Source organism: Reticulibacter mediterranei, from assembly GCF_016587455.1.
Genome location: NZ_BNJK01000002.1, coordinates 957,559 through 970,439, shown reverse-complemented (window position 1 = coordinate 970,439; position 12,881 = coordinate 957,559). Strand labels below are relative to the sequence as shown.

The window sequence follows — 12,881 nt, the reverse complement described above, 5'->3', positions numbered from 1 at the left end:
GAATATCTTAGCCTAGTAAGTCTAATTTTGCACCCGTCACCCTTTCCGCTTTAGCGATATCCTGTGTCACCTTGATTCTACCGCTTCTCATCTCTCTTGCTCTGAGTCCAATAACATCCTTCCCCTCCTCCATCTGCTGTGTAATTTCGAGTATGGGACCCATTTCTCGCAGTAATCGAGCTATTTGTTCCGCCAGATCGTGGTCCTTAGCCAGTTTTTCCTGTAGTATATCTTCCACCACTATTTGGTAGCGTCCTGGCTTCTCTTCAAAGTGAATCAAGCTCTCTGTTGCTTCTTTGTCTTTGGTCCATTTCTGCTTCAAAATCTCTAAGATCGTCTTGGCTTTTTCATAGGCTGCATCGCCAACCTTCAAAGCAAACTCCTCTGTACCCTTTGATACAAAAGGTAATAAAATTGTCATTATTTTCGCTACTAGATCTACAATTGTAGGGTCCATATTTGTTGCTCCTTTACGTACTATGATATCTTTTTCTACAGAGGAGATAGTATATCATATAATGAGTTCTATATAAATCTCTTTAATTGTAGACGCTTTTCACTTGGTCTAGTGCATCTCGCGGCTTACGCAACACAGTATCAGTAGTGGACCAGATCATAGAGTGTTTTAGCGAGAAGCTATTGCCGAATCTTGCGCTCCTCCGGCAGAGCTACCAAGTCCAACGCAGGTTCTCTGAACAACAGAAAAGAGGATGAAGAGCAGGGCATCGGCGGCAAGCCGCCTCGCATCGATGAGCCGGTCACGTGTACTCCCCTCCTCTTCTTTATTCACTGCCATGTCAAAGGCATTTATTCCACAATAAACACTTCAGCACGCAATTATAGTTCCCCTCCATTTCTGAGAGTTATCTACCAGAGTAGACGTCAGTATGATGTGAAGCTAAAAAGTATTTTATTAGTTCTAATTGAGAACTGGAACTTTCTCAATAAATGAAGGTTTTTGACGTTCAGCAGTTTCTATACAGCGAGACACTGGAAATCCCGCCACAGACACGCTTCCATCAAAGAAAGCTTCCCCAAGTAGGGCCGACCGTTCCTCCCCCGCCAACAGAAGTCGTAGGTCAGGCAGCAACCAACCAATCGCAGCGTGTGAAACCGCTTCACGAGATTTGAGGTCACTAGGATCGCTGCGTTTCTCTATCTATGAAAAAGTCAATGGCTCAAATCGAGAGGAGCTAATGATTATGTCTGAGCACTTGGAAACGGAGCAAATTAGCCGTCTCTGGGAGCATTTTTTGCATCTGGATACTAATTTCTACAATCGACTCAACTTCTTTTTAGTCTTTGAGTCTGTGCTTCTTGGCGTCGTTGGTCTTCTCTACAGCAGACCGAATGGTAGTCTTCTTGGGTTGAAGTTGATAATGCTTCTTGGCTTTAGTCTAACTATTCTCTGGGGGTACATCCAAGCCAGACAAAAATATCTCCTTGATGACCTTGCAGAGCAAGTCAAAACTGTTGCCCCAGAATACAGAATGACCCTAGAAAGACGGAAGCACGCAAAATGGCCTGTCTCTAGTGTCTGGCTTTTAGCTTACATAGTTCCTATCCTGGTAGCGCTGATATGGCTGCTGTTTCTCATTTTTTTGTAACGCATGGTATCTTTGAAGAGCAGGCGCAGGCGCTTGAAAAAGCGCTTGCCACCTTTATCAATGGTGAATTTCGTGAGCATGCGGCAGTAGGTATCATTGGTCACCGCATCTTTGCTGCCTAACACCTCCTCGCGAGACGCCGTAATCCAGATAACCGCATCCTGGTCGGGAAACAGGGAGATGCCTGCGAACACAGCAGAATCTTTCATGCTTGTTCTTCCTCCTGGTTCAAGGGATCTGCTGGTATCACCGGGAGCGCTGTCGTAGTTTGTGGTGCTCCTGTCATCTGGAGGGCAGCTGCGGCGAACAATTCACTGGCAATGAGCAAGGCATCAACTGGCGAGAGGTCCACGGCAACTTTAAAGGATGGTTCGAGAAGATTCAGCTCCGTCGGGACTTCGCGACGGAGCTGGAGCATGATGTGGTTCTGGTTGCTATAGATCAAGACCTTGTCCCCGTTGGGGAGTGTGCGATGAAACTGCTTCAATCCCTTCGGCGTTGCCATTGTATCGTCTCCTTCCCCCTTCTGATCATGCCGTAAACAGTTATGCCGTGAGTGATTGGCGCTGATTGTATCTGTGGGTGACATATAGTGTAATGTTGTTGTGCTCATCAAGGGCGGAGTTATTCGCACAACTCACGGCTTAAACTACTTTAAGCCGTGAGTTGTAGTATACCACTGCTATTTTCTCTGTGAACTTGGAACTTGCTGTCACGTTACTATTTTGTCTGCACTGATCTGTGACTTTCGTTTGCGCTGAGCCAGTGCTGTCACTTGTCGCTTTTGTCTGCTCTGAGAGGGAGTTCGAGGAATGTCCCTTTAGAAAGAAAGTTCTTCTATTTTCTCGATAGAAGCAAAGAACTCTTCTCTGGGAGACATTTGGTTTATCTGTGAATCTTTGACAAAAATTTAGGTTAAAAGATGCATGAGGATTTTATGGAAGATGATCGTCAGGGGAAAGAAGATAAGAAATGCGAACAGTGCGAGCAGTGGAAGATGCTTGATGCGTTTCATCGGCGCAGAAATAAGACAGATGGACGTATGCGGATCTGTGCTGACTGCTACGCAGCTAACCTTCAACAAACCTATCAGAGGCAACGAGAGCTTGCGCGGCAGTGGGAAGAAAAACGTAGACGTGAGGAAGAAGAAAGGCGCCAACAACAAGAGGAAGAGCAACGTCGCCGAGCAGCAGTGCGGCGTCAGATCGAGGAAGAGCGCATTAGACAACGCGACGTTTGGCTGAGGCTCCAACCAGATCGCCAATGTAGTACCTGCCGACAGAAGCTGGCAGCAACTGCTTTTCCATGCGAGCGCTCCAGGCGAGGTGGATATATTTTGCATGATCAGTGTACAACCTGTGTTGAAGCAGAAAAACAGCGCCAGAAAGAAGAGAAAAAGCGGTGCCGAGGTTGCCAGGGCATGTTTGCAGTCAATGATTATGGCAGCTTGTGCGTTCCTCTACTGGAAACAGATATCTCACAGTGCTATTTATGTGGTACGTTACTCCAAACGGAGCAACAATTAGATGGGAGCACCGAGTATCGATGCGCTTCCGATTGGTTTCACACAGCCGGAGTTGGTCAATCAGGGTATTATAACGGGACAGGGACGCTTTGTCCTCGATGCCGCCATAGTTATCGGAAAAGGAATCGACAAGCCAATCCGCTCTGCCCAATGTGTGGCACTCCAACATCCGTCTGGGACTTCCTACGCGAATATCAAGGCTATCGGCTCGACCGTATCAAAGTATGCTGCGAAACGTGTATCCCCCGATTCAATACGCTTCCTGAAGCTGAGCAGATAAGGCGATTGCGTAATGCCATGAGGAATGCGTATGGTGAGAGCGCTGTCATCTATGCGCTCCACTACGATGCATCTGACACTGTCTGCCACATCGGGAGAACAAAACATCTGACGCGACGCATGGCCGAGTATCGGCGCAATTGGGACAAGCCGATTCATCACTATAGTGTACTGGAGGATATCATACCTGGCGCTCTTTCGATGGAGCGTGAAAGCCGGTGGATGCTGCATGCGTTCAAATATGGTTGGCCTATCGACAACTTTGAGTTGCTTCAAGGCGGAGATGATAGACTCAGTGGTTGGCACACGCAGGAGAAGTTAACATTGGCTGTGGCAGACTTTGAACCACTCACCGCCCCGTTTGAGGTTATTGAGCCATTGCTCCGCTACTTCTCTAATACGTCCGACACCCGCATTGTTCACTGGCTCATGCATTGCTTTGTTGGGGAAAAAGGAAAGTAACTGTTACTGGTGACTTTGATTTACCCTGATTTGTGGTCTTCATCTGTACTGGAACAGCTACAGATGAAGACCACAAATCAGGATAGACGAAAGCTGAATGTGACACTCACACCATGTGGTCGGTTTTTCCCAGCACTGCTGCGCACGATCGAGTTTCAAGGCAATGAGCAAACCCGCAGAGTCCGGTCAGGCCACTGCTCTCAGCTTGGTTAAGCCAGGTAAACAAAGTGCTGCACAACTTGGATGAAAGAGGCTACGGGGATGTACCAGAAGTAAGGGGATTCAAAGAAAGAGAAGCTGCAAGCATAGCAAGAGAACCTGAGGAAAAGCCCAGATTCTCTTGCTACTTCATTATCCTCCTTGCTGGCCTAGCTATCCGTCCTGATGCACGAGTCCTTCACAAACTTCATAAAGTCGTCGCGCCAGATGAGGGAGACTTTCCCCAGCTGGTATCCTGGCAATTTGCCTCTGCGACACTGATCTGCCGCCGATCACGTCCAGGCGACGGTAATATATTCGGATAAGGCGAACGAGCGCTTGATGCGTGTGCTTCTCGTCAGGGAAGTATTGCTCATCAATTCACCTCGGAGAGACTCATGCCGAGCAGGTTGGCCAGTTCTTGGGCCTTTTGGATCACATAATGAGCTATCTCTGGGCGCATGAGCCAGGGTCTTGTTTTCGTTTACCATGCTCAGTGGATGAAAGCTTCACAACAGAAGAGGGTGAAGAAGTTGTTACTGTCAGGCAATTGTCACGTTGTTATCTGCAAGTAGCCTCTTTGGTCAATGCTGTTCTCTCTGTTGCTAGAAAATCTAGAAATCGCTGTTGTGGATATGTGAAAGTGGAAAGGGAGGTTTTTCTCTTATGCATTATGAGACGCCTGAGCATTCGCCATTGTTTCGCCTTACGTCATTTCCTGTGCCAAGCGTACCAGATTTGACGGTGCCACAGACCCCTGTAGCCATCACCATGCCTCAATTGAAAATAGAATTGTTCCCGATCAATCCAGCCAAGATTCCTCCTCTGGTTGCCTATATGCTTGATGTGCATGGCGGCGAACCAACCGAATTAGGCACTCGGCTTGCCTGTCGCTGTAATGATATGTTTCCTGGATGTTGGCTCTGGACCGAGCATCGTCTAGTGACCAATCATGCAGTGACAGAAACGCAATTTCAGCAACTCCTCTCCTCGCTTTGGAAAAGCATGCCGACGATCTTTGGGTGTGTCCATGCCATTCAGCAAGATAGCACGTTCCAAGTGAGCGCTCAGGTCCAAGCCGATTTTGTCGCACACTATCTCTCAACGAAGGCGAAGGTCCGTAAGCACATGCTTCACAGCCTCGCCAACTATCATCAGAAGCTCTCTGAGCACCTCACCATACGTCGGATCTGCACCCCGCGTGGATGGGTAGTTGATGGAAGGCCAACCATTGCCCTCTCTATGACTTCTGAAATTGTCGTGAACCAGAATTTGCGAGCATATGCACGTCAGTTGGCCGATCCTGAGCAACTCAAAGGGCTTCTGGTACTGGATAGAAATAGAAAGTGCAAAGGGCAGATCGTCGATGTCTACAAAGATCGAGCTTCTGCTCATCGAGAGCGGCTCCTCAACTTGACGCTCAATCACGTGACCCGTACTCTTATTGAGAAAGCTGAGGATGATGAACTAGTGGTACAGATGCGTCCTGGGAAAGCTCTGGCCAATAATCAAGCGAAAAAACCCTTAGATTACGTCGCGAGTGCATTGCAAGTGGTGGCGCGTGTGGAGGACGCTTCCCAATTTGGGGTGAAGACTCAGGCTCTATTACAGAGGTTGCGTCTTTCACCCGAAGATCGCTCACAGATGATCAGTGCAGTTGCTGCTGTCCTGCGTCGGATTGAGTTGATTCAACCTGCCTTTACCTCAGAAAAGCACACCTCCTCTTTCTTGCGGCCAGCTGACTATGACTTTGTGCCGTATGTGTTAGTTGGTGGGAACCATCTGGTCAAGGAAGAGATGACGGTGCTTGCGCAGCTCCGTCGTTATGGTTTCTATCAACGCAGTGCAGCCTTTCCAGAGGGCACACCGATTCGAGTCGGATTGCTGCTGGGCGTGCCTGATCATCGTCTTGAGATCCGTGCCTTCTTGAAGAATTTGCAAAAGGAATGTCACGTATTCAAATTTCCTCTTCGTTTCGTCGGGCATGCTTCTCTGGAACTCTTCACGCGGGCTGCTCTGGAACGAGCCATTGGATACCTCAAAGAACAGCAGCCGGATATTATCCTGGCCTTGTTACCAGAGCGTGTTCGTGAGCAGATAGAACTGAGTCGAGATGAGGGCTATCTGAGTGTCAAAGACGTGACTGTTGTGCGGGGAATACCTAATCAGGTTGTATATGCAGCAACGTTGAGCAAGACGGATGCGGTGCCTAATATTGCGTTGGGATTGCTCTGTAAAGTGGGCAATGTCCCATTCCGTCTTGCCGAACCACTTCAGTATACGGATGTGGTCGTGGGCATCGATATTGCTCGTATGAATAAGGCGCGATTAGCTGGGAGCATGAACACGCTAGCAACCACCCATATCTATCAAAATAGTGAGCCGGCACTCAAGTATGCGGTTCATCAAGTACTCATCGAAGGCGAGACGATTCCTGAGCAAACGCTCCAGCAGTTTTTCCCAGCAGAACAGTTTGCCGGATTGCGGGTTCTGGTCCATCGCGATGGGTGGTTTCGTGGCAATGAACGTGCAGCTCTCAAGGCATGGGGGCAGCAAATTGGAGCGACCTTTTTTCTGGTCGAGGTTGTCAAATCTGGAGCGCCCCGCCTCTACCATTGGATGCCAGTGTCAGACGGGCAACAGAAAGGCCAACAACAATTCTGCCAATGGCTTCAGCCAGCGAAGGGGTCGGCCTTTCGTCTGAGTGATCAAGCCGCTTTTCTCGTCTCGTCCTTACCTCCCTTTAAAAAAGCGACTCCCTATCCACTCTATATTCGTGCAGAGGCTCCCCTCTCGATTGAGCATGCTCTGCACTCGGTGTTATCCTTGACATTGCTACACTATGGTTCGCTCCTAGCGCCACGGTTGCCAGTGACCACCCACTATAGCGATAAAATGGCGAGTCTGGCGCTACGAGGGATTCGCCCACCAACAGCAGAGGGAACGGATCCTTATTGGATCTAGGTTGGTGAACCGTGTTAGCCCCCGCTTAGCGCTCATTATATCCATTGCCTTGCTTGTATGCGCCACGTCGCCCATCCAGCCGGTGTACATCACGAAAACGAAGTCCGTGCCTGCCATCCTTTTGCCGGTGCGGACCGTTACTGGCAGTGTACCGGTCAAAGCTACCGGGGTCAAGCAATATCCAGCCATTACTGCGAGCGGTACGCTGACTATCACGAACGGCGGAATGCTCGTCCAGTACCTCCCGGCAGGCTTCCTGCTGGCCTCGAACAGTGGCGTTGAGGGAGCGACTGACGAGAGTGTCACGGTCCCGGCTGGCAACGGTGAAAGCTATGGCACGGTAACGGTAAGCGCCTATGCGATGGCGGCAGGGCGTAACGGTAACATCCCTGCATATAGCATCAACCGAATATACGGCACGGACATCTTCGTGAAGAACACCAGAGTGTTCAGCGGCGGACGGGACGCCTCCTCGATCACCTCTGCGGCTGATAGTGACAAACAAACGGCTCTCATGAGTGCCAGGTCACAAACCACATCTCAACAGCCGTTCGGTTTGCATTTGAAGCCGTGGAGCGAGGTGACGGAGGTGAGTGACAAACAGGCCAGGGCGATCCCGACCTGCCAGCCGATCACAGACCACATCCCAACGAGGGCGCATGTCCTGAGTATTCGCGTGAGGGAGACAAGGGTGGTACTGACGTGCCGGGGACTGGCTGGTGCGTGTGAGAGAACGGAAGAAGGACGCCCAACCAGCAGGCGTCCTTCTTTTCTTCGCACACTTCCGTCAGGTTGATGCCGAGCAAGTCGGCTAGCTCCTGGGCGTTTTGGATCACGTCATGGGCTATCTCGGGGCGCATGAGCCAGAGAAAAGTTGGTTCTGGTAGAGCGGCTTTCATGGGAAAAGGCCAGAGCTAGCCATGAGAAAATCCAGAAGCAGTAGGTTGCAGATGTTCAAGAGCAACTCCACGTTTTCCCACAACTATCCACATCTCGCTCTTCAACTGTTTCCTGAGCAACTTCGCCAAAGGCACCGAGAGTTGCTCCTCTCCGGAATACATAGGACAAGCCAAGCCGTCCCAAGGGACAAAAGGAGAAATTTTCCACTGTGCCCAGCGAGCATCTTCTCCGTGCCGTTTTCTTCCTGCAACACCTCCTGTCTCTTTTCCCCTGTTGCTCAGTTGAAGAAAGTGCACCTTCACTTGTTCGTTCAACAAGAGCAGGACGGCCCCAGAAGGAAGGTTCTTCCTTCTGACGATTTGGATGAAGAGATGGATACTCAACATTGGTATAATGGATCAATAGTCAATCTCCTTACCAATCTCTCCTCCAACCTCCAGGAACCATAAGACATCGTAGGCATAGTCGTAGACATAACGATTCTCATCTTCATCCGGCTTATCGAATTCCGTGTCTGTGATCGCCTGTATGACGAGACTCTTTATCATTTCACCTGAGTGAATAGATCGTCGTCCTATCAGAGCCAGGCTCTCAGCACAAGCTGAACACACAATGGAGCGTACCACATTATGCTCACTTCGTCGTAATCCATTCCAGAGCACGTCGATGATACTGTTATCATCCTGGCCCAATTTGCCTAATAATAGAGCTGAATTGCCACGTAGTCTTGGGTTATGCGCTTTGGCGAGAGCCTCAACGAGGACAGCAATCATCTTCGGTGATACTTGTCTTAATCGCCCCAAGCTCTCGGCTGCTTGATAACAATTCTGGCGTGCTTCATCGGATAATGCATCCATCAACCCTTGTATCATGTCAGGTGATGCCTGCCCCAATCGTCCTAAACTCGCTATTCCATAATTACGTGTGTGTGTATCTTTATCATGCAATATGGCAATAAGAACTGCGACAACTTCCATAGAAGCCTTTCCTAACCATCCCAAACTACGTGCAGCTTCAGCGCGAACCTCGTTATCTGTATCGGACAAAGCCTCTATGAGTGCAGTAATAATCTCTATAGATGCTTGACCCAATCTCCCAAGACCCCATGCTGCAATTCCGCGTAGCTCACTATCTTTTTGCTTTAGAAGAGATAAAAAAGCTTGGATCGCTTCAGGGGTTGCTTGGCCTGTCCATCCTAAGCTCTCTGCCGCCCCGTAGCTTAATTTGGTATCTCCACTCTCTATGGCCGCAATCAGAATGCTTATCACCCTTTCTGAAGTCCGTCCGAATCGGCCTAAAGCTGACGCGGACCAATCTTGTACTATTCTATCTTTATCATATAAAGCGTTGATGAGTGCAGTGATAACTTCATCGGATGGCTGCTCCAGATATCTCAGAGCCTTTACTGCTAACCCGCGTTTGTTTCTGTTTTTATCTTGTAAGGTAGCAATAAGTAGAACAACAATATCAGATGACATACGTGCAAGAGTTCCTAAAGTCTGAGCTGTATCCCAGATTGTCTCTGTATCGTCATCTTGGGCAGCAACAATCTCTTGCGAAACAATAAGTAGATCGGTATTTGCTTTATCTGATATTTTCCCTAGCTGCCCTAAGCTGTTTGCTGCCCTTTGACGTGCTTTTCGATCTTTACTACGAAGAACTGCAATGAGGCTATCAAACATTTCAACTGATGTATATTCTAGCATATTCAGACACTCTAATACATAACACCTTTTCATATTATCTTCAGTATGAAGGGCAGCAATGAGACGAGATAACAGTATGGGGGTAACATTGCTGTTTTTCAAATATCTTACCTTGCTCATCAACTCATCTCGGTATCTGCTAAACTTTCCGCGTCCACTCTGATTTAATAACTCATCCATTAACCTCTCGATTAATTTTTGTATCATCGTCGGCCTCATAGGAATGTTGTCTCCCAGACAGCGCAACGAGAACAAGAAATCTTGGCCTAACAGTTTTTCATGTTCACTTGGCCTCAGCCCCAGGGTTCTCGCATCTTCACCTTCAGCCAATATTGCAGTCTCTACTAACTCTTGAGCCTCAAAGCGAGATTCCAAACCGACAAACCCCAACGCTAAGAGAATTGGCTCATCCCAACGTGGGTCATGCAGGTGCTGGCGTATCAGTTTAGCACGGATTTTGCTGAGGGCAACGAGGTAGCGTGCCGCGTAGTATTCCTCAAAAGTTTGGTGCATAAAACCATAGTGTCGAGGAGCACGCTCGACAAATAATCCTGTATGTTCCCTCACATTGAGAAGAAACTTACTAATTTCTTCTCGAATCTTCGTATTCAGCCTGTCAGGGTTCCATTCAAAATCATGTAGGTTGGCCCATTCCTCACCAAGCACATTGTACAGTTCACGCTCAGTAACAATGCCTGTGGGTTTGTGTACATGCAACCAGTAGGCAAGTTTGCTGAGCAAAGGCGTAAGATATTCTTCTTTGACAATGGCAGATTCGGGGACACCTTGGGCTGTGCGCCACGTTCGAGCAAGTGTGTCTGCTACAAGCCTGTAAAGTTCAATACGCTTCTGAGGCAACTGTGCTCCTGTGCGATGGATCATAGCGAGAACACGCAGGAGCAATGGATTAGTTGCAAGCCGTCTTACACCTGTAGCGTTTAGTATCGCTTGCATAACACCGTTCATCTCTCGCTTGGCTGTAATTTCGCGTGCTTCGGCGGAGAGTTCAGGCGTTTGGGCTGTTTCGACTGCGAAACACCAGCGCTCAAGGTAGTGATGTATCTGCAACTCATCCATATCTTGAATGATATAGTGAGCAAATAGCCCTCCTAATGGTGTACTACGATAGCCCGCAATGCGACTGGTGATGATGAAGCGGTTGGGCCTGTTACCATGACGAGCTACAAATTCGTCGATCTGACGAACGACGTTACGACGTTCATCAGCATTAACAATCTCGTCCAGCCCGTCAAGCAAAACGATACAGGTTCCTTCTGTAAGCTTCGTCATAAGCAAATCAGCTAATCCTTCATGGGAGCATTCGTGCTTCTTGTAGTAATCGACCAGAAAGTCGCTGAGCGATTTGCCTTTAGGCATACCATACTCGGCATAGTCGGCGATACGGACAAGGATCGGGAAACGAGTCACGCCAAGATCTTTCCCTACATCTGCATTGCTGGTCTTCATAGCTTGGGCATGCTTGAGTGCAAGGTAGCGCAAAAGTGTGCTTTTGCCACTGCCAGGATCACCAAGGATCACCAATTTATCATGTTGCATGATGGTTTCAGCAAGTTCCAATACCTCACCCTTGACCTCTTTGGCGATCAGCCATTCCTCTCGGAGGCGTTCCAGCAGGAGTTCGTGCTGGTCATCTCGTTCCTCTGCTATGAGACTATGGATGTCACGCTTCGTCTCTAACTCAGCTAAATCCCTTTCCAAGAGACGGCGATCAATGAAGCTTGACCTCTCCTCATATTGCGCTCGCATCGAGATATAGACCTCATCGAGCCTAACCTGCATTGATCGTTGCGTTTGCAGTGTGCCACGAGGATCAAGGTAAAGATTGCACTCGATAAACCAGTTCAAGTAGTCGCGCAGCGTGCCAAGCGTGGCTTTGTTGTTGTCGAGCCTGCGGCAGAAGGTATCTAGGATGGCGTCGAGACGATTCACGGTGGCATGCGTATTGGTAGCGATCTCGGCTGTGGTGCGGCTGTGGTTGAGGACTTGCAACTCCGGCTCTGCTTTCAATGCATTGTTGAACAAGACAAGAAAGTCAGCTGCAACTGGCTCTAGTTCGCGAATGCGTGCGGCGCGTTGTTCGCTTTGATTCAGGTTGAGAGCATTGGCCCAGCATACGGCTAAATCGCTGGGACTGGGAGAGCCTTCCGGGAGGAGAAATTGAGCTAAGATGGGCCTGGCTTCCTCGCTGAGAAAATCAGCATCGAAGAAGGATGAGGTCCAGTCAGGATACCGTTTCTCAAATTCCGCATAGGCGTGATTGAGCGCATGATGAAGGGCTCCTTTTACAGGATTGCGACGAAGTTTGCTGCGTATCTCTTCACCAATACCGCTCTGATCGAGGATGTAGCCAATGACATTGTCAATGATAATCGAAGTCCATTCGATAGCCATGCGCTGTACCTGCCTTTGTTGAACATGTAGATCGGCAACTCTAGAAATCCACTCTATTGTACCAATCAACTCCGCGCATGAAAATAGCCTATGAAATATGGAGGACTAGAGGATCGGTCGAGAAATCACGCAGCCGCTTGAACCTCAGTAGCTTTTACTGAGAGCAAGCTAGAACGTGTAAATTGTGAACGACAACGTAGCGGCACAGATCGAAGAGATTTTTGCGCACGTCGCAATAGAGTACATGCTGGCCTTGCCATCGCCCAATTACACCATGCGTCCAGCACCTTATACAGGAGAGCGAGGGATTGAGCTGCTCACATTCATTGCCGCCAATCATGCCACCATTGTAGAAGGGATTGCCGATCTTAGTGGTTTGCTCACGGTCTGTACCTCCCTCATGCCGCTACTCAAGCGCACCAAAGAGGCTCATACCCAACACGTCGGCCAACAGAACAGCACAACTCATCCCATCAAACTCACGGTCGAGATCGACGGCAAACCCCTAATGATCGAAGCTGCCGATCTCACCCAGGCTGATGCTGCCCTCAAGCTCACTCTCAAGTATCGTGCGCTCTATCCAACCACCGTAGCTCAGGTCACGCCAAACAGCACGATCAAGGTGCAAGGACAGATGCCTGCACGCAAACGCAGGAGGCGCAGATAGAGGAACAGGACCGTTGCTCTCAGATTGGCTCTGAGGGGTGAGTAGGTCTTGCCCTTCAATCACTTCTCGCTCACCTATGTAAGAGCTGATACAGACTTCTTTCAGTATCTTGGGTATACTCCTGCCGATAACCCTAAATTTGGGCTGTGGTATATGCAGTT

12 protein-coding genes are annotated in these 12,881 nt (G+C 49.0%); 6 read left to right on the top strand and 6 right to left on the bottom strand.

What is annotated here, in order from left to right:
• Nucleotides 1-7: 7 nt before the first annotated feature.
• Complete coding sequence (locus K3T83_RS42640) at nt 8-457, bottom strand: hypothetical protein (protein WP_220209238.1); 450 nt, start codon at nt 455-457, stop codon at nt 8-10.
• Nucleotides 458-625: 168 nt separating this feature from the next.
• Nucleotides 626-796: a hypothetical protein gene (locus tag K3T83_RS42635; RefSeq protein ID WP_220209237.1), complete on the bottom strand. Its 171-nt coding sequence runs from the start codon at nt 794-796 to the stop codon at nt 626-628.
• Between the two features lie 152 nt (nt 797-948).
• Between K3T83_RS42635 and K3T83_RS42630 the strand changes: the two genes are divergently transcribed.
• Both K3T83_RS42630 and K3T83_RS58675 read left to right on the top strand, forming a co-directional pair.
• Nucleotides 949-1,131, top strand: coding sequence for a hypothetical protein (locus K3T83_RS42630; RefSeq protein WP_220209236.1), 183 nt, complete (start codon nt 949-951; stop codon nt 1,129-1,131).
• A gap of 65 nt (nt 1,132-1,196) precedes the next feature.
• Nucleotides 1,197-1,607, top strand: coding sequence for a RipA family octameric membrane protein (locus K3T83_RS58675; RefSeq protein WP_444544566.1), 411 nt, complete (start codon nt 1,197-1,199; stop codon nt 1,605-1,607).
• Here the strand turns inward: K3T83_RS58675 and K3T83_RS42625 are convergent.
• Together K3T83_RS42625 and K3T83_RS42620 are read right to left on the bottom strand one after the other, a co-directional pair.
• Nucleotides 1,550-1,816 carry a hypothetical protein gene (locus K3T83_RS42625; protein ID WP_220209235.1) on the bottom strand — a complete coding sequence of 89 codons (267 nt, stop codon included), beginning with the start codon at nt 1,814-1,816 and terminating at the stop codon, nt 1,550-1,552. The genes K3T83_RS58675 and K3T83_RS42625 overlap by 58 nt on opposite strands.
• Nucleotides 1,813-2,112, bottom strand: coding sequence for a hypothetical protein (locus K3T83_RS42620; RefSeq protein WP_220209234.1), 300 nt, complete (start codon nt 2,110-2,112; stop codon nt 1,813-1,815). The genes K3T83_RS42625 and K3T83_RS42620 overlap by 4 nt, the downstream gene beginning before the upstream one ends.
• 432 nt (nt 2,113-2,544) lie before the next feature.
• Here K3T83_RS42620 and K3T83_RS42615 point away from each other — a divergent pair, with 432 nt between their 5' ends.
• The 3 genes from K3T83_RS42615 (at nt 2,545) to K3T83_RS42605 (ending at nt 7,831) form a co-directional block, all read left to right on the top strand.
• Nucleotides 2,545-3,873, top strand: coding sequence for a hypothetical protein (locus tag K3T83_RS42615; protein WP_220209233.1), 1,329 nt, complete (start codon nt 2,545-2,547; stop codon nt 3,871-3,873).
• 864 nt (nt 3,874-4,737) lie between these two features.
• Nucleotides 4,738-7,035 carry a Piwi domain-containing protein gene (locus K3T83_RS42610; protein WP_220209232.1) on the top strand — a complete coding sequence of 766 codons (2,298 nt, stop codon included), beginning with the start codon at nt 4,738-4,740 and terminating at the stop codon, nt 7,033-7,035.
• Nucleotides 7,036-7,039: 4 nt separating this feature from the next.
• Nucleotides 7,040-7,831 carry a baseplate J/gp47 family protein gene (locus K3T83_RS42605; RefSeq protein ID WP_220209231.1) on the top strand — a complete coding sequence of 264 codons (792 nt, stop codon included), beginning with the start codon at nt 7,040-7,042 and terminating at the stop codon, nt 7,829-7,831.
• Between the two features lie 118 nt (nt 7,832-7,949).
• On the opposite strand, the gene K3T83_RS42600 is transcribed toward K3T83_RS42605, so the two are convergent.
• Both K3T83_RS42600 and K3T83_RS42595 read right to left on the bottom strand, forming a co-directional pair.
• Nucleotides 7,950-8,252 (bottom strand): hypothetical protein, encoded by a 303-nt coding sequence (locus K3T83_RS42600; protein ID WP_220209230.1) that lies wholly within the window; start codon nt 8,250-8,252, stop codon nt 7,950-7,952.
• Between the two features lie 81 nt (nt 8,253-8,333).
• The gene (locus tag K3T83_RS42595; protein ID WP_220209229.1) at nt 8,334-12,053 is read right to left on the bottom strand and encodes a HEAT repeat domain-containing protein; all 3,720 of its coding nucleotides are present in this window, start codon (nt 12,051-12,053) and stop codon (nt 8,334-8,336) included.
• Nucleotides 12,054-12,237: 184 nt separating this feature from the next.
• Here K3T83_RS42595 and K3T83_RS42590 point away from each other — a divergent pair, with 184 nt between their 5' ends.
• Complete coding sequence (locus tag K3T83_RS42590; protein WP_220211155.1) at nt 12,238-12,720, top strand: hypothetical protein; 483 nt, start codon at nt 12,238-12,240, stop codon at nt 12,718-12,720.
• Nucleotides 12,721-12,881 lie beyond the last annotated feature (161 nt).

Coding starts and splice junctions, on each gene's coding strand:
- K3T83_RS42640 (WP_220209238.1), bottom strand. CDS start 457: ATGGACCCTACAATTGTAGATCTAGTAGCGAAAATAATGACAATTTTA.
- K3T83_RS42635 (WP_220209237.1), bottom strand. CDS start 796: ATGGCAGTGAATAAAGAAGAGGAGGGGAGTACACGTGACCGGCTCATC.
- K3T83_RS42630 (WP_220209236.1), top strand. CDS start 949: ATGAAGGTTTTTGACGTTCAGCAGTTTCTATACAGCGAGACACTGGAA.
- K3T83_RS58675 (WP_444544566.1), top strand. CDS start 1,197: ATGATTATGTCTGAGCACTTGGAAACGGAGCAAATTAGCCGTCTCTGG.
- K3T83_RS42625 (WP_220209235.1), bottom strand. CDS start 1,816: ATGAAAGATTCTGCTGTGTTCGCAGGCATCTCCCTGTTTCCCGACCAG.
- K3T83_RS42620 (WP_220209234.1), bottom strand. CDS start 2,112: ATGGCAACGCCGAAGGGATTGAAGCAGTTTCATCGCACACTCCCCAAC.
- K3T83_RS42615 (WP_220209233.1), top strand. CDS start 2,545: ATGGAAGATGATCGTCAGGGGAAAGAAGATAAGAAATGCGAACAGTGC.
- K3T83_RS42610 (WP_220209232.1), top strand. CDS start 4,738: ATGCATTATGAGACGCCTGAGCATTCGCCATTGTTTCGCCTTACGTCA.
- K3T83_RS42595 (WP_220209229.1), bottom strand. CDS start 12,053: ATGGCTATCGAATGGACTTCGATTATCATTGACAATGTCATTGGCTAC.